Origin of the sequence: Streptomyces sp. NBC_01622 (assembly GCF_045209635.1) — a bacterium.
GTDB lineage: Bacteria > Actinomycetota > Actinomycetes > Streptomycetales > Streptomycetaceae > Streptomyces.
The window spans coordinates 8,724,001-8,744,843 of the sequence record NZ_CP109293.1 but is presented as its reverse complement, the minus strand read 5'-3'; the positions used below and the strand labels follow the sequence as shown (position 1 = coordinate 8,744,843).

Sequence of the window (20,843 nt, the reverse complement as noted above, 5' to 3'; positions counted from 1 at the left end):
GCCAGCTCTCAGGTCAGCGGCAAGGGCTGGGTCAACTCGTCGTAGACGCTGAGGACTTGGGCGACGGTCTCGTCCTCGGTGGGCCAGGTGGACGCCTGTCGGACGCCCTTCTCCCGGAGCAGGTCCCGGCGTTCGGGGTCGCGCAGCAGGCCGGTGACCGCGTCGGAGAGGGCCTTCGCATCGCCGTAGGGCACGAGTTCGGCGGCGTCGCCGACGAGTTCGGGGATGCCGCCGACGGCGGTCGCGACCAGCGGGACGCGGGCGTGGAGGGCCTCCTGGGCGATCACCGAGCGGGACTCCCAACTGCTGGGCAGGAGCGCGAGGTCGGCGGCGGCGAGCAGTTCGCCCACGTCGTCGCGGCGCCCGACGAGCCGGACCGGCAGTTCCTCGTCCTCGATCCGCCGCTGCAGCTCGGCCCGCAGCGGCCCCTCCCCCGCGATCACGAGCAGCGGCGTCGGATCGAGGCGGCACCAGCCGCGCGAGGCGTCCAGGAGGGTGTCGTAGCCGCGCTGCCGGTCGAGCGAGCCGACGGCGACGAGCAACGGGCGGTCGGTGGCGCCGAGTTCGGCGCGGAGCTTGGGGCGCAGCCGGTCGGGATCCTCGTACTCGACGGTCTTGCGCGGCCCCGGCAGCGCGACGGCGGCGAGCCGCGCGTCCCGGGCGCCGGTCCGACGCGCCCGGTCGACGAGATCGGACGTGGCGCCGAGGACCACGACGGCGGCCTTGACGACCCGCCGCTCCAGCAGCCGCAGCAGATGGGCGCGCGCTCCCTCGACGTGCGCGCGGTGGTGCCAGGTGACCACGAGGGGCGTCCGACGGCCGCTGAGCGCGAGGACGGCGCGGAAGGAGGCGTGCAGTCCGTGCGCGTGCACGAGGTCGGCGTCGGCGCAGGCGGCCCGGAGTGCGGCCACGGAGGCCGGGTCGCTGCTGCGCGGGACGTGTACGTGGTCGGCGCCGGCGCCCGTGAAGTCGTAGGTGTGATCGGCCTCGACGGGGGCGCACACCGTGACCCGCACGCCCCGCGCGACGAGCCCGGAGGCCAGGGAGCGCACATGCGCGCTGCTATCGGCGTTGCCCCCGCCGAGCACCTGCACGGTGCGCAGCGGCGACTGGCCGTGCGGTGAGTGGCTGCTCACGGGGGTCACGTGGCCGGGGCTCCTGGTTCGGCGACGGGCGGTCACGAAGAAAGTACATAAGGATCGTGCGGTGGGGGTGTACCGCACGCTTCCTACGCGTTCCAACTCAAGGATGCCAGTACGTACGGGTGTTCCGGCAACACAGAAAAGCCCGGAGGCCGTACGAGAGGGCAACACGGGCGGGGCATGTCACCCGTACGAGTGAGGCCCGCACTCCTCCTGAACGACGAGCCCGCCCTAGCCGTCTGCCCTCGCCGTCGCCAACAACTCCTCCGCGTGGGCCCGGGCCGTCTCCGAGTCCTCCTGGCCGGCCAGCATCCGGGACAACTCCCGTACGCGGTCCTCGCCTTCGAGGACCTTCACGCCCGAGCGGGTCACGGATCCGTCGTTGGTCTTCTCGACCAGCAGCTGCCGGTCGGCGAACGCGGCGACCTGGGGCAGGTGGGTCACGACGACGACCTGCGCGGTCTTCGCGAGCTTCGCGAGCCGCCGGCCGATCTCGACCGCGGCCTTGCCGCCGACACCGGCGTCGACCTCGTCGAAGAGATACGTCGGCACGGGATCCGTCCCCGCGAACACGACCTCCACGGCCAGCATCACGCGCGACAGCTCACCGCCGGACGCGCCCTTGGCGATGGGCCGCGGCGGAGCACCGGGGTGCGGGGCGAGCAGCAGCTCGACCTCGTCGACGCCCGACGGGCCGTAGGCGACCGCACGTCCCCCGACCTCGACGCCCTCCGGGTCCTCGGTCTGCCGGATCTCGAACGACACGCGCGCGTGCGGCATCGCGAGGGAGGCGAGTTCGGCGGTGACGGCCGCGGCGAACCGCTCGGCGGCCTCCGTCCGGGCGTCGGTCAACGCCTGTGCAAGACCGCCCAGTTCACCCCGCAGTGCGTCCCGCTCGGCGGTCAGCTCGTCGATCCGCTCGTCGTCGCCGTCGAGTTCGGTGAGCCGCGCGGCCCCCTGCTCCGCGTACGCGAGCACGGCCGCGATGTCCTGGCCGTACTTCCGTGTGAGCGCGTTGAGGGCGGCCCGCCGCTCCTCCACGGCGGCCAGCCGCAGCGGATCGGCGTCCAGGTCGTCGGCGTAGCCCGCCAGCTCCCCCGCCACATCGCCGAGCAGGATGCCGATCTCACCGATCCGGTCGGTGAGCGAGGCCAGCGCCGAGTCGTGCGACCGTACGGCCTCCAGGGCCCGCTGCGCACCCGCGACAAGCGTCGCCGCGTCGATGCCCTCGGGGTCCTCGGGGTTACCGGCGAGCGCGGCGTGGGCGACCGTCGCGGCGGACGCCAGCGCCTCCGCGTGCCCGAGCCGCTCGGCCTCGGCGGCCAGTTCCACGTCCTCCCCGGCACGCGGCTCCACGCCGGCGATCTCGTCGAGCCCGTACCGCAGCATGTCGGCTTCCTGGGCCCGCTCCCGCGCGCGCGTGGTGATCTCGTCCAGCTCGACGGCGACGGCCCGCAGCCGCCGGTACGCCTCCGCGTACTTGGCCAGCGGCCCGGTGACGGCGTCCCCGGCATACCGGTCGAGCGCCTGCCGCTGCCGGGACTGCTTCAACAGCCCCTGCTGATCGGTCTGCCCGTGCACGGCGACCAGCTCGTCGGCCAGCTCCGCGAGCACGCCCACCGGCACGGAACGCCCGCCCAGATGCGCCCGGGACCGCCCTTCGGCGGAAACGGTACGGCTGATGAGCAGCGTCCCGTCGTCCAGCTCGGCACCGGCCTCCTCGGCCCGCAGCACGGCGGAGCCGCCCGGAGGGACGGAGATCCGCCCCTCCACGACCGCGTTCTTCGCCCCGATCCGCACCAGCGCCGGGTCCGCCCGCCCACCGAGCAACAGCCCGAGACTGGTGACGACCATGGTCTTGCCCGCACCCGTCTCACCCGTGACAGCGGTGAACCCCGGCGACAACTCGACGACAGCGTCGTCGATGACTCCGAGCGACCGTATCCGCATCTCTTCCAGCACGGTGAAGACCTTACGAGGTAGGGCGGGAGAAGCGCGAGGCACCCTGTCACCCACGCGAGGGAAGCGCCCCGGAGGGGCGCGAGGAACTGCGCGCTCAACCCTCACCGGCCCGCAGCTACTGAGGAGCCCCCCGCCACCCCGAAACGGGCAACGCGAACTTGGCGACAAGCCGATCGGTGAACGAAGCATGATGCAGCCGAGCCAGCCGCACAGGCACAGCTCCCCGCCTCACCTCGACCCGAGCCCCAGCAGGCAACTCGACAGTCCGCCGCCCGTCACACCACAAAACCCCCGGCGGGATGTGCGGCAACACCTCAACGGCAAGCACAGAATCCGGCGACGTGACCAACGGCTTCGCGAACAGCGCATGCGCACTGATCGGCACCATCAGCAACGCCTCCACCTCGGGCCACACCACAGGCCCACCCGCGGAGAACGCGTAGGCCGTGGACCCGGTGGGCGTCGCACAAACGATCCCGTCACACCCGAACCCCGTCACCGGGCGCCCGTCGATCTCCAGCACGACTTCCAACAGCTTCTCGGCGCCGGCCTTCTGCACCGCCGCCTCGTTCAGCGCCCAGTCCGTGTGCACGATGTTGCCGTTCTTGTGCACGACGACATCGACGGTCATCCGCTCCTCGACCTCGTAGGCCCGGGTGACCACCCGGTCCACGACCTTGTCGAGATCGTCCCGCTCGGCCTCCGCGAGGAACCCCACGCTGCCGAGGTTGACGCCGAGCATCGGCACCCCGGACGCCCGCGCGAACTCCGCGCCGCGCAGCAGCGTGCCGTCGCCGCCGAGGACGATGAGCAGTTCGCAGCCCTCGAGGCACTGCGGGGTGGCCTCGGTGACCGTCTCCACCTCGTCGGGCAACGGCAGGTCGCGTGCCTCGTACTCCAGGACGCGCACTCCGATGCCGGACTGCAGGAGCCCTTTGACCACCAGTTCGGCACTCCGGATCGCCGCGGGGCGACCCGTGTGCGCGAGGAGGAAAACAGTACGAGCTCGGTTCTGTGTCAACGCGGCCCCTCCGCCACTGCACGGTCAACATCGGCCGGGTCCAGTTCGGGTGCCCCGGCCCGCAGCCACAGAAAGTACTCGACATTCCCGGACGGCCCGGGCAGCGGGCTGGCGGTGACACCCTGCACCCCGAGCCCCAACTCGGCCGCCCGCCGGGCGACTCCGCGCACGGCCTCGGCCCGTAGTTCCGGGCTGCGTACGACACCGCCGCTCCCCAGCCGTTCCTTCCCCACCTCGAACTGCGGCTTGACCATCATCACCAGATCCGCGTCCGGCTTCGTGCACCGCACCAGGGCGGGCAACACCAGTCCGAGCGGGATGAAGGACAGATCCCCCACGACAAGATCCACAGGCTCCCCATCGATCGCTTCAAGCGTCAACTCGCGTACGTTCGTACGGTCCTTGACGGTGACGCGTTCATCGCTCTGCAGAGACCACGCGAGTTGTCCGTACCCGACGTCGACCGCCACGACCTGCGTGGCACCCGCCCGCAGCAGCACATCGGTGAAGCCTCCGGTGGACGCGCCGGCGTCCAGCGCCCGCCGCCCCTCGACCACAAGCCCCTGCGGCCCGAAGACCTCCAGCGCGCCCGCGAGCTTGTGGCCGCCCCGCGACACGTAGTCCGGGTCGTCGTCATCCGCTACGACGACGATGGCCGCCGCCGTCTCCACCTGGGTGGCGGGCTTGGTCGCGACGGTCCTGCCCACGGTGACCCGCCCTGCGGCGATCAACTGGCTCGCGTGCTCCCGCGAGCGCGCGAGCTTCCGCCGCACCAGTTCGGCGTCGAGACGGCGGCGTGCCACTCCTGCCACGTTCGGTTCAGCTCCTATCGCCATACGTCGAAGGGGGCACCGGAGGTCCCGGGCGGGCGTCGAGCGCGGTGAGCGCGTCGCGCAGCCCCCGGTGTACATCCTCGTACACCTCGACATGGCCGTCCGTGGCGAGGTGGTCGGTGTCGGCAAGCCGCCCGAGCTGGGCGTCGACGTCGGCGTCGCCGCTCGGGGTGCGGTCCACGTTCAGCGGGGCGGGGGCGGCGGGGTCGCAGGTGGGCTCCGCCTCCGGTACGGCCTCGGCCGCGGTCCCTGCCGCGGCCTCGGGAACTGAGTCGCTCATGCCCAGACGCTACCCCGAAGGCCTGGGGTACCGTCGATCACGATGGCAACGATCGAGGAGTGCCGCGCCGCACTCGAGAAGCTCTCGGACAACATGCAGCAGGCCGATGGGAATGTCCGCGCCGCCGCGGCCATGGACCGTTCGGTCAGCTGCCGGATCACCGATCTCGACGTCACCTTCGTCGGTCGGCTGGCCGACGGCCGGATCGTGGTGGACGAGACCGTGGAGGGCCTTCCGCCGGAGAAGGCCCAGATCAGGCTGACCATGGCCGGCGACGACCTGGTGGCCATGGTCAACGGCGGCCTGAACTTCGCCAAGGCCTGGGGCTCGGGCCGGGTGAAGCTGGAGGCCAACCTGTTCGACCTGTTCCGCCTCAGGAAGCTCCTGTAACGACTGTACTGACGGCACGCGCGCGTGCCTTGCGCGCCGCCGGCACCACCAGCGGCGTCCCCGTCTCCGGGTCGTCGATGACCTGGCAGCGCAGTCCGAAGACCTCCTCGACCAGCTCGGCCGTGACGATGTCGTTCGGCGCACCCTCCGCGATGACCGCGCCCTCCCGCAGCGCGATGAGGTGGGTGGCGTAGCGGGCCGCGTGGTTGAGGTCGTGCAGCACCGCGACCAGCGTGCGGCCCTGCTCCTCGTGCAGCTCGGCGCACAGGTCGAGGACGTCGATCTGGTGCTGGATGTCCAGGTAGGTGGTCGGCTCGTCGAGCAGCAGCAGGGGCGTCTGCTGGGCCAGCGCCATGGCTATCCACACGCGTTGCCGCTGCCCGCCGGACAGTTCGTCGACATAGCGGTCTGCCAGCTCGGCGACCCCGGTCTGCGCCATCGACTCCTGTACGACCCGCTCGTCCTCCTGGGACCACTGGCGCAGGATGCCCTGGTGCGGGTACCGGCCGCGGCCCACGAGGTCGCCGACGGTGATCCCGTCGGGCGCGATGGACGACTGCGGGAGCAGGCCCAGGGTGCGCGCGACCTTCTTCGCCGGCATCGACTGGATGACCTGCCCGTCGAGCAGCACCCGGCCCTCGCTCGGCTTCAGCATCCGCGACAGGGCCCGCAGCAGCGTGGACTTGCCGCACGCGTTGGGGCCGACGATCACCGTGAAGGAGTTGTCGGGGATCTCCACCGACAGCTCGCGTGCGATGACGCGCTGGTCGTAGGCGAGGGTGACGTTCTCGGCGGACAGGCGGTTCACGGTGCTCCTTCGGTTGTTCAGCCCGCTGCTGAGGCCGTTCTGGTTGCTCATATCCGGCCCGCCCTGCGCTCGGTGACCAGGAGCCACAGCAGGTAGACCCCGCCGAGGACTCCGGTGACCACGCCCACGGGCAACTGGTCGGCGCCGAAGGCCCGTTGGGAGGCCCAGTCGGCGGTGACCAGCAGGGTGGCGCCCATGCACAGCGAGGACACCAGGTTCGGGCCCGGCGACCGGGTCAGCCGCCGGGCGAGCTGCGGCGCCGTGAGGGCGACGAAGCCGACGGGTCCGGCGGCGGCGGTCGCGGCTGCGGTGAGCAGCACGGCGGCCACCATCAGCAGCAGCCGTACGCGCTCGACCCGCACCCCGAGGGCGTACGACACGTCGTCGCCCATCTCCGTCATCCGCAGCCTGCGGGCGTTGGCGAGGACGAGCGGCAGCAGCACGGCGCACAGGCCGAGCAGCGGCCAGACCTGCGTCCAGTCACGGCCGTTGAGGGAGCCGGTCATCCACACGACCGCGCGGGCCGCGTCGACGAGGTCGGCCTTGGTGAGCAGATAGCCGTTGACCGCGGTGACGACGGCGGAGACGCCGATGCCGACCAGGACGAGCCGGTACCCGTGCACTCCCTGCTTCCACGCGAGCAGATAGATGGCGAGCCCGGTCACCAGACCGCCGACGAGCGCCCCGAGGGTGACGGCGGTCGCGCTGCCGGAGAACAGCACGATCATGACGAGCGCCCCGGCCGTCGCCCCCTGCGAGAGGCCGAGGACGTCCGGACTGCCCAGCGGATTGCGGGAGATGGACTGGAACAGCGCACCGCCGAGCCCGAGCGAGGCACCGACCAGCAGCCCGACGAGAACCCGGGGCAGCCGCAGTTCGTTGACGATGAACTCCTGGCCCGCGTCACCGCCCCCGAACAGCGTCTTGAGGACGTCACCGGCCGGGATCGGGAAGTCACCGGTGCCGATCAGCACGACACTCGCGGCGAGCGCGCAGACCAGGAGAAGGACGACGACGGTGACGGCACGGAGATCGAGGCGCAGGGAGAGGCCACCGGTCCGTACAGCCCGCATCCGGAGAGCTTGGGTTCGAGTGGCCTTCACAGCTGGGCCGTCCTCCGCCGTCGTACGAGAAAGATGAAGACCGGACCGCCGATGACCGCGGTGACGATACCGACCTGCAGCTCCGCAGGCCGCGCGATCAGCCGCCCGAGCACGTCGGCGCCGAGCAGCAGCACGGGCGACAGGATCGTGGCGTACGGCAGGATCCAACGCAGGTCGGGACCGGTGAAGGAGCGCACCGCATGCGGCACCATCAGGCCGACGAACACGATCGGACCGCAGGCGGCGGTGGCGGCCCCGCACAGCACGGTCGCGGAGAGCATGGCGAGCGCCCGGGTCCGGTTGAGGTTGGCGCCGAGGGCGCGGGCGGTGTCGTCGCCCATCGCCACCGCGTTCAGCGGCCGGGCGAGCAGCAGCGAGACGACCGTGCCGACCGCGAGGAACGGCGCGACCTGGGTGATGGTCGAGCCGGTGGCCGAGGCCAGTGAACCGACCGTCCAGAAGCGCATCTTGGAGAGCGCCGCGTCGTCCATGATCATGACGGCCTGGAGATAGCCGTAGAGCGCGGCGCTGATCGCGGTGCCGGCGAGGGCGAGGCGCACGGGGGTGGCGCCCCGGCTGCCGCCCAGGAACCAGACCAGCGCCCCGACCACCGCCGCCCCCGCGAAGGCGAACCAGACGTAGCCGCTCAGCGAGGTGATACCGAAATACGTGATGGCGGTGACGACCGCGGCCGAGGCGCCGGCGTTGATGCCGAGCAGCCCCGGGTCCGCGAGCGGGTTGCGGGTGAGCGCCTGGAGGACGGCTCCGGAGAGGCCGAGCGCGGCACCGGCGAGCAGCCCGAGGACCGTACGGGAGGTGCGGTCGTCGACCACGATGTCCGCGTACGTCCCCGTGTCATGGAACAGGCCGTGCCACACATCCCCCAACGGCAGCGATTTCGCGCCGATCGCGATACTCGCCAGGGCGACGAGCAGCAGGAGCGCCACGGAGACGAAGAGCCCAAGGACCCGTGGCGCCCGTCGGGTTGGGGACGCGGGGGCGGTCTCCGCGCGCTGTTCTGGGGGACTGTCGACCAACACGAGGTTAGGTTAGCCTACCCTCGCGCAGCCCTTCACGGTCGAGTCGGGCTCACAACCCCAGTCGCGCCAGCGCCTTCTCCCCGTCCAGCGCGCAGGAACCGTCCCCCGCCGCCGTCCAGGCCGCCGCACAGAGCGCCCGGAGCCCGTCCAAGGGCTCACCCTCACCGTCGAGTTCCAGCCGGTCGCGGCCCGCCGTCGCGGTCCAACCCCCGCACCGGAAGCCGTCTCCCGCCCCGGTGACCTCGGGCTGCCCGGTGAGCATGCCCCGCAGATCGGCGTCGACGTACGTCGGCCGGTGCTGCGGCGGCGCGGCGAGCAACTGCGCGCCGTCGGTCACGCCGGTCAGGACGAGCAGCGAGTCGACCTCCCCGTTGAACGCCCCCTCGATGTCCGTGTCCAGCCGGTCCCCCACCACCAACGGCCGCTCCGCGCCCGTCCGCAGGATCGTCTCCTTGTGCATCGGCGGCAACGGCTTCCCCGCCACCTGCGGCTCGGCCCCGGTCGCTATCCGTACGACCTCCACCGCGGCGCCGTTGCCCGGCGCGATGCCGCGCGCGCTCGGGATCGTCAGGTCGGTGTTGGACGCGAACCACGGCACCCCGCGCGCGATCGCGTAACAGGCCTCCGCGAACCGGGACCACACCAGGTCCGGGCCGCCGTAGCCCTGCACGACCGCCACCGGCTCGTCCTCTGCCGAGTCGACGGGCTCAAGTCCGCGCTCGCGCAGCGCGACCCGCAGCCCCTCCCCACCGATCACCAGCACCCGGGAGCCCGCCGGCACCTGCTCGCTGATCAGCCGGGCGACGGCCTGCGCGGAGGTGATGACGTCATCGGCCCCGGTCGGTATCCCCAGCTCGGTGAGATGCTCGGCCACCGCGTCCGGCGTCCGCAGCGCGTTGTTCGTGACGTAGGCCAGCCGCATCCCGCCCGCGCGGGCGGTGGCGAGCGAATCGACGGCATGGGCGATCGCGTTGCCCCCCGCGTACACCACCCCGTCGAGGTCGAGCAGCGCCGTGTCGTACGCCTCGCTCAGGGCCCGGCCACTGCCCTCGGGACTCGTCCTGACGCTCTGGCTCATTCCACATCGCTCCTCGTTCGATCGCTTTCACCCGATCATCCCGCACGCCACTGACACACGTACGATGCCGGGATGAACACCGCAGGTCACTCGGAAGCAACGGAGCGCCGAGGCCTGGAACTCACCCCGTTCCGAGGCCTTCGCTACGACCCCGACCTGGTCGGCAGCCTGGCCGCCGTGACGTCCCCACCGTACGACGTCGTCGTACGCCCCGACGGTCTGCACCACCTCCAGGACGCCGACCCGCACAACATCGTCCGGCTGATCCTCCCGCAGGCCGTCACCCCCAGTGCCCGCAACGAACAGGCCGCCGACACCCTGCACCGCTGGCTCTCCGAGGGAGTCCTCACCACCGACCCCGAGCCCGGCCTGTACGTCTACGAACAACACGACGGGAACGGCCTGTTGCAACGCGGCGTCATCGGTGCCCTGCGCCTGACGGACCCGTCGGAGGGCGTGGTCCTGCCGCACGAGGACGTCATGCCGCACGTGGTGGCGGACCGCGCGGCCCTCATGCGGGCCACCTCCGCCAACCTCGAACCCCTGCTCCTCACCTACCGGGGCAACGGCTCACCGTCCGACACGACCACGGTCGTCGAGCGCGTCGCCGAACACCCCCCGCTCCTCTCGACGACCACGGAGGACGGCTACAGCCACCGCCTCTGGTCGGTCACCGACCCCACCGAACTGGCCCGCATCCAGACCGACCTGGCCCGCCACCAGGCCCTCATCGCCGACGGCCACCACCGCTGGGCGACCTACCGACGTCTACGCGCGGAGCACCCCTCCCCCAGTCCCTGGGACTACGGCCTCGTCCTCCTCGTGGACACCGCCCGCTACCCGCTCCGCGTCCGCGCGATCCACCGCCTCCTGCACGGCGTCCCGGTCGCCGACGCCCTGGCCGCCCTCGACGGCCTGTTCCGCGTCCAGCACCTGGAAGTGCCGCTCCCGGAAGCCCTGGAGGCCCTCGCCGACGCGGCCTGCGCGGGCAACGCCTTCCTTCTCGCCGGCGACGGCGCCTTCCACCTGGTCGACCACCCGGACCCTGACCTCCTGGCCCGTACGATCCCCGCCGACCGCCCCGCCGCCTGGCGCACCCTGGACGCCACGGTCCTGCACGCCACCCTCCTGGACCACGTCTGGCTCATCCCCGAGGACGACCCGGCCCACATCGCCTACATCCACGACACCGCCGCCACCGTCCGCAAGGCCGAACGCGACGGCGGTACGGCCGTGTTGATGCACCCCGTCCGCGAGGAGGTCGTACGCGACCTGGCCCGCCAGGGCGTCACCATGCCCCGCAAGTCGACGTCCTTCGGCCCGAAGCCGGCGTCGGGGCTGGTGCTGCGCGCGCTGGCGCCCTGAGACACCGGAAAAACGAAAAGGGCGGGACCCCGGTGTCGGGGTCCCGCCCTTTCGTCACTGCCGACGTGCGTTGCCGTCAGTCCTTGTCGTCGTCCTTGGCCTCGGCGGTAGGCTCGGCCACGGGCTCGTCCTCGTCGTCTTCGTCGTCTTCGATGTCGTCATCTTCATCGTCGACATCCACCTCGTCGGCTACGGAGGCCTCCGCCTGGGGCTCGACCTCGTCGTCGATCTCAAAGTCGACGTCAGTGCCGTCCTCGTCCTCGACGAACGCGTCGACGAACGCGACACCGTCCATCTCGGCGAGCCTGTCCGACGCGTCCGTGCTGCCGTCCTTGTCGGACTCCACGGCCTTGGCGAACCACTCCCGTGCCTCGTCCTCACGTCCGGCGGCGAGCAGGGCGTCGGCGTAGGCGTACCGCAGTCGCGCGGTCCACGGCTGCACGGTGTTCGAGGCCAGCTCGGGGCTCTGCAACGTGACGATGGCCGCGTCGAGCTGGTCCATGTCACGCCGGGCGCCGGCCGCGACGAGCCGCATCTCCACCTGCCCGGCCTTGTCGAGCTTGTGCACCTCGGGGGCCCCGGCCATCTCCAGCGCCTTCTCCGGCCGCCCGAGCCCACGCTCGCAGTCGGCCATCACGGGCCACAGATCCACGCTGCCGGTCATCCGCCGCGCGGCCCGGAACTCGGCCAGCGCCTCGCTGTACTTCTGGTTCGCGTACGCGGCGAACCCGGCCGCCTCACGTACGGCGGCGACGCGCGACGCCAGCCGCAGGGCGATCTTGGAGTAGGCGTAGGCGCCCTCGGGGTCCTCGTCGATGAGCCGGGCGACCATCACCAGGTTCTTCGACACGTCCTCCGCGAGCCCCTTCGGCAGGCTCAGCAGTTCCTGGCGTACGTCCTTGTCGATCTCATCGCCCGTGACGTCCTCGGGGATCGGCAGCCGCTTGATCGGCTCACGGTCGCGGTCACGCTCCCGGTCGTCCCGGAACCGGCCGCCACCGCGCCGGTCATCGCCCCGACGGTCGTCCCGCCGGTCGTCACGGCGGGGGTAACCACCGCGGTCGTCGTCACGCCGGAACGCGGGACGGTCACTACGGCTGTCATCGCGCCGGAAACCACCGGGACGCCCTCCGCGCTCGCCGCCACGGTCATCACGGCGAGGACCGGCCGGACGGTCGTCGCGGCGCGGGCCGGCGGAACGGTCGTCGCGGCGGGGGTAACTGCCGCGCTCACCACGGTCGTCGTCACGCCGGAAGGCCGGACGCTCACCCCTGTTGTCTCGGTCGTCCCGACGGAACGGCGGACGCTCACCGCGGTTGTCGTCCCGTCGGAAGGGCGGACGCTCACCGCGGCTGTCATCACGACGGGGACCGGCCGGACGGTCGTCGCGGCGGGGGTAGCTGCCACGGTCACCGCGGTCGTCATCCCGCCGGAAAGCGGGACGGTCACCGTCACGGCGGTCGTCCCTACGGTCATCACGCCGGAAGGGCGGACGCTCGCCGCCCCGGTTGTCACTTCGGTTGTCGCTGCGGTCGTCACGCCGGAACGGGGGCCGCTCACCACGGTTGTCGTCACGCCGGAAACCACCGGGACGTCCACCGCGCTCGCCGCCACGGTCATCACGGCGAGGACCGGCGGGCCGGTCGTCGCGGCGCGGAGCCGCAAAACGGTCATCGCGACGCGGGCCGGCGGAACGGTCGTCACGCCCACGGAACCCACCACGATCGCCGCCACCGCTGCCGCCACGGTCGTCGCGGCGGGGGTAGCTGCCGCGGTCACCGCGGTCGTCGTCGCGCCGGAAGGCCGGACGCTCACCCCTGTTGTCACGGTCGTCGCGCCGGAACGGCGGACGCTCACCGCGGCTGTCGTCACGCCGGAAACCGCCACCGCCACCGCGGTTGTCGTCCCGTCGGAAGGGCGGACGCTCACCTCGGCTGTCATCACGCCGGAAGCCACCGCGATCGCCACGGTTGTCATCGCGACGATCGCCGCCCCGGTTGTCGCTGCGGTCGTCACGCCGGAACGGGGGCCGCTCACCACGGTTGTCGTCACGCCGGAAACCACCGGGACGCCCTCCGCGCTCGCCGCCACGGTCATCACGGCGAGGACCGGCGGGCCGGTCGTCACGACGCGGAGCCGCAGAACGGTCATCGCGACGCGGGCCGGCGGAACGGTCGTCACGCCCACGGAACCCACCACGATCGCCGCCACCGCTGCCGCCACGGTCGTCACGACGGGGGGCGCCGCCACGGTTGTCGTTGCCACGATCGTTGCTACGGCTCGGGCCTCCGCGGTACCCGCCACGGTCGCCGCGGTCACCACTGTCCCGTCGCCGCTCGTCGCGCTCCGGTCGGTCCTCGGGAGAGTTGGTGGACATCGGTGACTCCTGTCTTCGGTACCGCAAGTCATTCTCGCGCAGCCAGGTACTCGGCGCGCTCCGGGCTGTGCTTGTGCTCAAAACAAGAAAAAGAAAAGGACCCCTGGTCCCAGCGTGAACGCTGGGACCAGGGGTCCTCCAAATATTGTTCGGCGGCGTCCTACTCTCCCACAGGGTCCCCCCTGCAGTACCATCGGCGCTGTAAGGCTTAGCTTCCGGGTTCGAAATGTAACCGGGCGTTTCCCTCACGCTATGACCACCGAAACCCTAATGGTTTCGAGCGAACAAGCACACTTTTCTGTTGTGTGGTTCAAGCTCTAGCCGACAACTGTTCGTTGTCTCAGAACTAACACAGTGGACGCGAGCAACTGAGGACAAGCCCTCGGCCTATTAGTACCGGTCACCTCCAGCGGTTACCCGCCTTCCAGATCCGGCCTATCAACCCAGTCGTCTACTGGGAGCCTTAACCCATCTAGTGGGTGGGAACACTCATCTCGAAGCAGGCTTCCCGCTTAGATGCTTTCAGCGGTTATCCCTCCCGAACGTAGCCAACCAGCCATGCCCTTGGCAGAACAACTGGCACACCAGAGGTTCGTCCGTCCCGGTCCTCTCGTACTAGGGACAGCCCTTCTCAATGTTCCTGCGCGCGCAGCGGATAGGGACCGAACTGTCTCACGACGTTCTAAACCCAGCTCGCGTACCGCTTTAATGGGCGAACAGCCCAACCCTTGGGACCGACTCCAGCCCCAGGATGCGACGAGCCGACATCGAGGTGCCAAACCATCCCGTCGATATGGACTCTTGGGGAAGATCAGCCTGTTATCCCCGGGGTACCTTTTATCCGTTGAGCGACGGCGCTTCCACAAGCCACCGCCGGATCACTAGTCCCGACTTTCGTCCCTGCTCGACCCGTCGGTCTCACAGTCAAGCTCCCTTGTGCACTTACACTCAACACCTGATTGCCAACCAGGCTGAGGGAACCTTTGGGCGCCTCCGTTACTCTTTAGGAGGCAACCGCCCCAGTTAAACTACCCATCAGACACTGTCCCTGATCCGGATCACGGACCCAGGTTAGACATCCAGCACGACCAGACTGGTATTTCAACGACGACTCCACCTGAACTGGCGTCCAAGCTTCACAGTCTCCCAGCTATCCTACACAAGCCGAACCGAACACCAATATCAAACTGTAGTAAAGGTCCCGGGGTCTTTCCGTCCTGCTGCGCGAAACGAGCATCTTTACTCGTAGTGCAATTTCACCGGGCCTATGGTTGAGACAGTCGAGAAGTCGTTACGCCATTCGTGCAGGTCGGAACTTACCCGACAAGGAATTTCGCTACCTTAGGATGGTTATAGTTACCACCGCCGTTTACTGGCGCTTAAGTTCTCAGCTTCGCCCAACCGAAGTTGGACTAACCGGTCCCCTTAACGTTCCAGCACCGGGCAGGCGTCAGTCCGTATACATCGCCTTACGGCTTCGCACGGACCTGTGTTTTTAGTAAACAGTCGCTTCTCGCTGGTCTCTGCGGCCACCCCCAGCTCAAGGAGCACGTCCTCTCACCGGTGATGGCCCCCCTTCTCCCGAAGTTACGGGGGCATTTTGCCGAGTTCCTTAACCATAGTTCACCCGAACGCCTCGGTATTCTCTACCTGACCACCTGAGTCGGTTTAGGGTACGGGCCGCCATGAAACTCGCTAGAGGCTTTTCTCGACAGCATAGGATCATCCACTTCACCACAATCGGCTCGGCATCAGGTCTCAGACTATGTGAACGGCGGATTTGCCTGCCGTTCGTCCTACACCCTTACCCCGGGACAACCACCGCCCGGGCTGGACTACCTTCCTGCGTCACCCCATCACTCACCTACTACCGTCTTGGGCCGGCGGCTCCACCACTTTCCCTTCCCCGAAGGGTCCGGAACGGCTTCACGGCCTTAGCATCAACGGGCTCGATGTTTGACGCTTCACAGCGGGTACCGGAATATCAACCGGTTATCCATCGACTACGCCTGTCGGCCTCGCCTTAGGTCCCGACTTACCCTGGGCAGATCAGCTTGACCCAGGAACCCTTAGTCAATCGGCGCACACGTTTCTCACGTGTGTATCGCTACTCATGCCTGCATTCTCACTCGTGAACCGTCCACCACTAGCTTCCGCTGCGGCTTCACCCGGCACACGACGCTCCCCTACCCATCCCAGCACCCGTTGGGGCTATTGCTGGAATGACACGACTTCGGCGGTACGCTTGAGCCCCGCTACATTGTCGGCGCGGAATCACTAGACCAGTGAGCTATTACGCACTCTTTCAAGGGTGGCTGCTTCTAAGCCAACCTCCTGGTTGTCTCTGCGACTCCACATCCTTTCCCACTTAGCGTACGCTTAGGGGCCTTAGTCGATGCTCTGGGCTGTTTCCCTCTCGACCATGGAGCTTATCCCCCACAGTCTCACTGCCGCGCTCTCACTTACCGGCATTCGGAGTTTGGCTAAGGTCAGTAACCCGGTAGGGCCCATCGCCTATCCAGTGCTCTACCTCCGGCAAGAAACACACGACGCTGCACCTAAATGCATTTCGGGGAGAACCAGCTATCACGGAGTTTGATTGGCCTTTCACCCCTAACCACAGGTCATCCCCCAGGTTTTCAACCCTGGTGGGTTCGGTCCTCCACGACCTCTTACAGCCGCTTCAACCTGCCCATGGCTAGATCACTCCGCTTCGGGTCTTGAGCGCGCTACTATACCGCCCTGTTCGGACTCGCTTTCGCTACGGCTTCCCCACACGGGTTAACCTCGCAACACACCGCAAACTCGCAGGCTCATTCTTCAAAAGGCACGCAGTCACGACGCACCGAGTAAACTCGATGCGCGACGCTCCCACGGCTTGTAGGCACACGGTTTCAGGTACTATTTCACTCCGCTCCCGCGGTACTTTTCACCATTCCCTCACGGTACTATCCGCTATCGGTCACCAGGGAATATTTAGGCTTAGCGGGTGGTCCCGCCAGATTCACACGGGATTTCTCGGGCCCCGTGCTACTTGGGTGTCTCTCAAACGAGCCGTCAATGTTTCGACTACGGGGGTCTTACCCTCTACGCCGGACCTTTCGCATGTCCTTCGCCTACATCAACGGTTTCTGACTCGTCCTGTCGCCGGCAGACGACAGAAGAGAGATCCCACAACCCCGTATACGCAACCCCTGCCGGGTCTCACACGCATACGGTTTGGCCTCATCCGGTTTCGCTCGCCACTACTCCCGGAATCACGGTTGTTTTCTCTTCCTGCGGGTACTGAGATGTTTCACTTCCCCGCGTTCCCTCCACACTGCCTATGTGTTCAGCAGTGGGTGACAGCCCATGACGACTGCCGGGTTTCCCCATTCGGAAACCCCCGGATCAAAGCCTGGTTGACGACTCCCCGGGGACTATCGTGGCCTCCCACGTCCTTCATCGGTTCCTGGTGCCAAGGCATCCACCGTGCGCCCTTAAAAACTTGGCCACAGATGCTCGCGTCCACTGTGCAGTTCTCAAACAACGACCAACCACCCATCACCCCCGGTCTGCACCGGAGTTCACTGGGGCCGGCACTGAAGGCAGCCTCACGGCCGTACCCTCAGACACCCAACAGCGTGCCCGGCACTCCTGCTGCTTCCCTCGACGTTCCACGCTCCGAAGAGCAGTACTGGAAGGAGAAGACAGTCACGAGTGCCGAATAATCAACGTTCCACCCTTGAGCAACCAGCACCGGACATTCGCCGATGTACTGGCCTCTGACCTCACCCCGGAGGGATCGGTAAGAAGTGCTCCTTAGAAAGGAGGTGATCCAGCCGCACCTTCCGGTACGGCTACCTTGTTACGACTTCGTCCCAATCGCCAGTCCCACCTTCGACAGCTCCCTCCCCACAAGGGGGTTGGGCCACCGGCTTCGGGTGTTACCGACTTTCGTGACGTGACGGGCGGTGTGTACAAGGCCCGGGAACGTATTCACCGCAGCAATGCTGATCTGCGATTACTAGCAACTCCGACTTCATGGGGTCGAGTTGCAGACCCCAATCCGAACTGAGACCGGCTTTTTGAGATTCGCTCCACCTCACGGTATCGCAGCTCATTGTACCGGCCATTGTAGCACGTGTGCAGCCCAAGACATAAGGGGCATGATGACTTGACGTCGTCCCCACCTTCCTCCGAGTTGACCCCGGCGGTCTCCTGTGAGTCCCCGTCACCCCAAAGGGCACGCTGGCAACACAGGACAAGGGTTGCGCTCGTTGCGGGACTTAACCCAACATCTCACGACACGAGCTGACGACAGCCATGCACCACCTGTACACCGACCACAAGGGGGGCACTATCTCTAATGCTTTCCGGTGTATGTCAAGCCTTGGTAAGGTTCTTCGCGTTGCGTCGAATTAAGCCACATGCTCCGCTGCTTGTGCGGGCCCCCGTCAATTCCTTTGAGTTTTAGCCTTGCGGCCGTACTCCCCAGGCGGGGAACTTAATGCGTTAGCTGCGGCACCGACGACGTGGAATGTCGCCAACACCTAGTTCCCACCGTTTACGGCGTGGACTACCAGGGTATCTAATCCTGTTCGCTCCCCACGCTTTCGCTCCTCAGCGTCAGTAATGGCCCAGAGATCCGCCTTCGCCACCGGTGTTCCTCCTGATATCTGCGCATTTCACCGCTACACCAGGAATTCCGATCTCCCCTACCACACTCTAGCTAGCCCGTATCGAATGCAGACCCGGGGTTAAGCCCCGGGCTTTCACACCCGACGTGACAAGCCGCCTACGAGCTCTTTACGCCCAATAATTCCGGACAACGCTTGCGCCCTACGTATTACCGCGGCTGCTGGCACGTAGTTAGCCGGCGCTTCTTCTGCAGGTACCGTCACTTGCGCTTCTTCCCTGCTGAAAGAGGTTTACAACCCGAAGGCCGTCATCCCTCACGCGGCGTCGCTGCATCAGGCTTTCGCCCATTGTGCAATATTCCCCACTGCTGCCTCCCGTAGGAGTCTGGGCCGTGTCTCAGTCCCAGTGTGGCCGGTCGCCCTCTCAGGCCGGCTACCCGTCGTCGCCTTGGTGAGCCATTACCTCACCAACAAGCTGATAGGCCGCGGGCTCATCCTGCACCGCCGGAGCTTTCAACACCCACACATGAGTGCGGGAGTATCATCCGGTATTAGACCCCGTTTCCAGGGCTTGTCCCAGAGTGCAGGGCAGATTGCCCACGTGTTACTCACCCGTTCGCCACTAATCCCCACCGAAGTGGTTCATCGTTCGACTTGCATGTGTTAAGCACGCCGCCAGCGTTCGTCCTGAGCCAGGATCAAACTCTCCGTGAATGTTTACCCGTAATCGGGTGCACACACACGAGAGCGGAACAACCACCGGAATAAGATGATCGTTCACAGCGTCCTCGCTGTATGTTTTCTTCAAAGGAACCTCGCCCCAACCATCAGATGACGGCCGGAGACGGGGTATCAACATATCTGGCGTTGATTTTTGGCACGCTGTTGAGTTCTCAAGGAACGGACGCTTCCTTTGTACTCACCCTCTCGGGCTTTCCTCCGGGCTTTTCCCTTCGGTCTTGCGTTTCCGACTCTATCAGACCGTTTCCGGTCCCGATTCCCTGTCGGTTGGGATTGTCAAACGCTTTGGGCTTTCGCCTGTCGGCCTTTCGACATTCACTACGTTAGCCGATTCCCTCGCCAGCTCATAATCGAGTTCCGCAGGTTCGAATTCAGGCATGCGGGCATGCTGAACGCGCCCCTGCTGAGAGGGAGTCGTAGGTAGTGGGTTGGCCGCTTCCGGCTGCAGGCGAACGCCGTACCCGGGTCAAGCGGCTTGGGCTACGTTACGCACCCTGCCTAGGCGCGTCAACTTGACCGACGCCTCGGCGTATGAGCCCGATAAGGGCTCACCGTAGGGTCGTTGGTGATCCAGAAGCGCCAGGGGTGGACCGCGCCCTCGCCCGAGACTCCGGTGCGCGGACCGTTGCTTACCTGATGGGAAGCCACGGGTGTACCGGCCAGCATCCTCAAGGGTGTCTCGCCCGTGGTGCACGCGTCCGTGCCGTCCAGGGAGCGGCCGACGTCCAGGGCGGTGGCCAGGCGGGCGGGGCCTTTGGCCAGTTCTTTGTCATTTCGGGCCGAGAGTCGACGTTTGCGGGCCAGCCCGGCGCCCTCGACGATCTCGCCGGCGCGGAGCAGGACCGCCCTCGCCGTGCCCTCGGGACCGCACACCAGGTTCATGCAGTGCCACATGCCGTAGGTGAAGTAGACGTACACGTACCCGGGTGGACCGAACATCACGCCGTTGCGCGCGGTCGGGCCGCGATAGGCGTGGGAGGCGGGGTCGTTTCCGCCGTCGTAGGCCTCGACCTCTGTGATGCGCAGGACGATCGGACCGTCGGGGGTCGTACGCACGAGGAGGCGGCCCAGGACGTCGGCGGCGACGTCCAGTACGGGGCGGTCGAAGAACTCTCTGGGGAGTGGCTTACGGTCCGGGGGCGCGATCATGGCGTCCGAGCGTAGTCCAGACGCGCTTGTGCCAAGGGGTGGTCAAGGTTCGGTCCGCTTGCCAGGGTGTGGCGCGGAACCGGTCGCGGTCGGATCGCGTTTGTAGGGATCAAGGGTCCATTCGTAAAGGGAGAGTCATGGCGTTCAAGAAGCTGCTCGCGAGCCTGGGGGCCGGCGGGGCTTCGGTGGAGACGGTGCTGACCGAGGTCAACGTCGTTCCTGGTGGTGTGGTCCAGGGCGAGGTACGGATCCAGGGCGGGTCCGTGAACCAGGAGATCCAGGGGCTCTCGGTCGGACTGCAGGCCAAGGTCGAGGTCGAGAGCGGCGACCAGGAGTACAAGCAGGACATCGAGTTCACGAAGGTGCGGCTGGGCGGTGCCTTCGAGTTGCAGGCGGGGACCGCGCACACCGTGCCGTTCGGTCTGGAGATCCCCTGGGAGACGCCGGTCACGATGATCGACGGTCAGGCGCTGCGCGGGATGCACATCGGGGTGAGCACCGAGCTGGCGATCGCGCGGGCCGTGGACTCCAGTGACCTGGACCCGGTCAACGTGCACCCGCTGCCCGCGCAGAAGGCGATCCTGGACGCCTTCATCCAGCTGGGCTTCCGGTTCAAGACCGCGGACATGGAGCGCGGTCACATCCGGGGGACCCGGCAGAAGCTGCCGTTCTATCAGGAGATCGAGTTCTTCCCGCCGTCGCAGTACCGGGGGCTGAACCAGGTCGAGCTGAGCTTCGTGGCCGATGAGAACGCGATGGACGTCATCCTGGAGATGGACAAGAAGCCGGGACTGTTCAGCGAGGGCAGTGACACCTTCCGGTCCTTCCAGGTGGGTCAGCGCGACTTCCACGGGACGGACTGGGCGGCGTACCTCAATCAGTGGCTGTCCGAGGTCGGCAGCAAGCGCAACTGGTTCTAGGCTCGGTGTCCACTG

The 20,843-nt window shown here is 67.6% G+C and carries 15 protein-coding genes and 3 rRNA genes; 3 read left to right on the top strand and 15 right to left on the bottom strand.

Translation table 11 applies throughout. From position 1 onward, the window contains the following. Positions 1-8: 8 nt before the first annotated feature. The 5 genes from OH768_RS40535 to OH768_RS40515 all read right to left on the bottom strand — a co-directional run bounded on the left by OH768_RS40535 (position 9) and on the right by OH768_RS40515 (position 5,238). A complete protein-coding gene (locus OH768_RS40535) occupies positions 9-1,145 on the bottom strand; it encodes a glycosyltransferase family 4 protein (RefSeq protein ID WP_406461345.1) in 1,137 nt (378 codons plus the stop codon). Positions 1,146-1,373: 228 nt separating this feature from the next. Further along, a complete protein-coding gene (gene recN / locus OH768_RS40530) occupies positions 1,374-3,092 on the bottom strand; it encodes a DNA repair protein RecN (RefSeq protein ID WP_381246114.1) in 1,719 nt (572 codons plus the stop codon). Positions 3,093-3,219: 127 nt separating this feature from the next. Continuing rightward, the gene (locus tag OH768_RS40525) at positions 3,220-4,125 is read right to left on the bottom strand and encodes an NAD kinase (RefSeq protein WP_019059337.1); all 906 of its coding nucleotides are present in this window, start codon (positions 4,123-4,125) and stop codon (positions 3,220-3,222) included. Further along, complete coding sequence (locus OH768_RS40520; RefSeq protein WP_406461343.1) at positions 4,122-4,937, bottom strand: TlyA family RNA methyltransferase; 816 nt, start codon at positions 4,935-4,937, stop codon at positions 4,122-4,124. The genes OH768_RS40525 and OH768_RS40520 overlap by 4 nt, the downstream gene beginning before the upstream one ends. Positions 4,938-4,944: 7 nt before the next feature. After that, positions 4,945-5,238 carry a hypothetical protein gene (locus OH768_RS40515; protein WP_406461341.1) on the bottom strand — a complete coding sequence of 98 codons (294 nt, stop codon included), beginning with the start codon at positions 5,236-5,238 and terminating at the stop codon, positions 4,945-4,947. A gap of 42 nt (positions 5,239-5,280) precedes the next feature. Between OH768_RS40515 and OH768_RS40510 the strand changes: the two genes are divergently transcribed. After that, positions 5,281-5,628 carry an SCP2 sterol-binding domain-containing protein gene (locus OH768_RS40510; protein WP_406461339.1) on the top strand — a complete coding sequence of 116 codons (348 nt, stop codon included), beginning with the start codon at positions 5,281-5,283 and terminating at the stop codon, positions 5,626-5,628. Here the strand turns inward: OH768_RS40510 and OH768_RS40505 are convergent. From OH768_RS40505 to OH768_RS40490, 4 genes are read right to left on the bottom strand one after another with little or no spacing between them, the layout of a single operon-like run. Continuing rightward, the gene (locus OH768_RS40505; protein ID WP_406461337.1) at positions 5,612-6,487 is read right to left on the bottom strand and encodes an ABC transporter ATP-binding protein; all 876 of its coding nucleotides are present in this window, start codon (positions 6,485-6,487) and stop codon (positions 5,612-5,614) included. The genes OH768_RS40510 and OH768_RS40505 overlap by 17 nt on opposite strands. Continuing rightward, on the bottom strand, positions 6,484-7,509 hold the full coding sequence (locus OH768_RS40500) for a FecCD family ABC transporter permease (protein ID WP_406461335.1): 1,026 nt from the start codon (positions 7,507-7,509) through the stop codon (positions 6,484-6,486). The genes OH768_RS40505 and OH768_RS40500 overlap by 4 nt, the downstream gene beginning before the upstream one ends. Positions 7,510-7,535: 26 nt before the next feature. Then, positions 7,536-8,579, bottom strand: a complete 1,044-nt coding sequence (locus OH768_RS40495) for a FecCD family ABC transporter permease (RefSeq protein ID WP_406461333.1) — start codon at positions 8,577-8,579, stop codon at positions 7,536-7,538. A gap of 49 nt (positions 8,580-8,628) precedes the next feature. Next, entirely contained in the window at positions 8,629-9,657 is a 1,029-nt protein-coding gene (locus OH768_RS40490) for an HAD hydrolase-like protein (RefSeq protein WP_406461331.1), read from the bottom strand. Between the two features lie 72 nt (positions 9,658-9,729). Between OH768_RS40490 and OH768_RS40485 the strand changes: the two genes are divergently transcribed. After that, positions 9,730-11,022: a DUF1015 family protein gene (locus OH768_RS40485; RefSeq protein ID WP_406461329.1), complete on the top strand. Its 1,293-nt coding sequence runs from the start codon at positions 9,730-9,732 to the stop codon at positions 11,020-11,022. Positions 11,023-11,098: 76 nt separating this feature from the next. Here the strand turns inward: OH768_RS40485 and OH768_RS40480 are convergent, their stop codons facing one another. The 6 genes from OH768_RS40480 to OH768_RS40455 form a co-directional block, all read right to left on the bottom strand. After that, positions 11,099-11,962: a hypothetical protein gene (locus OH768_RS40480; protein WP_406465653.1), complete on the bottom strand. Its 864-nt coding sequence runs from the start codon at positions 11,960-11,962 to the stop codon at positions 11,099-11,101. After that, the gene (locus tag OH768_RS40475) at positions 11,899-13,287 is read right to left on the bottom strand and encodes a hypothetical protein (RefSeq protein ID WP_406465845.1); all 1,389 of its coding nucleotides are present in this window, start codon (positions 13,285-13,287) and stop codon (positions 11,899-11,901) included. The genes OH768_RS40480 and OH768_RS40475 overlap by 64 nt, the downstream gene beginning before the upstream one ends. Before the next feature lie 259 nt (positions 13,288-13,546). Further along, a 5S ribosomal RNA gene (gene rrf, locus OH768_RS40470) occupies positions 13,547-13,663 on the bottom strand. A 106-nt stretch (positions 13,664-13,769) separates the two neighbouring features. Continuing rightward, positions 13,770-16,892, bottom strand: a 23S ribosomal RNA gene (locus OH768_RS40465). A 312-nt stretch (positions 16,893-17,204) separates the two neighbouring features. Beyond that, positions 17,205-18,732, bottom strand: a 16S ribosomal RNA gene (locus OH768_RS40460). Together the 16S, 23S and 5S rRNA genes form the textbook arrangement of a ribosomal RNA operon. A gap of 534 nt (positions 18,733-19,266) precedes the next feature. Continuing rightward, the gene (locus tag OH768_RS40455) at positions 19,267-19,908 is read right to left on the bottom strand and encodes a DNA-3-methyladenine glycosylase (protein WP_406461327.1); all 642 of its coding nucleotides are present in this window, start codon (positions 19,906-19,908) and stop codon (positions 19,267-19,269) included. Positions 19,909-20,045: 137 nt separating this feature from the next. Here OH768_RS40455 and OH768_RS40450 point away from each other — a divergent pair, with 137 nt between their 5' ends. Continuing rightward, the gene (locus tag OH768_RS40450; protein ID WP_406461325.1) at positions 20,046-20,828 is read left to right on the top strand and encodes a sporulation protein; all 783 of its coding nucleotides are present in this window, start codon (positions 20,046-20,048) and stop codon (positions 20,826-20,828) included. Positions 20,829-20,843 lie beyond the last annotated feature (15 nt).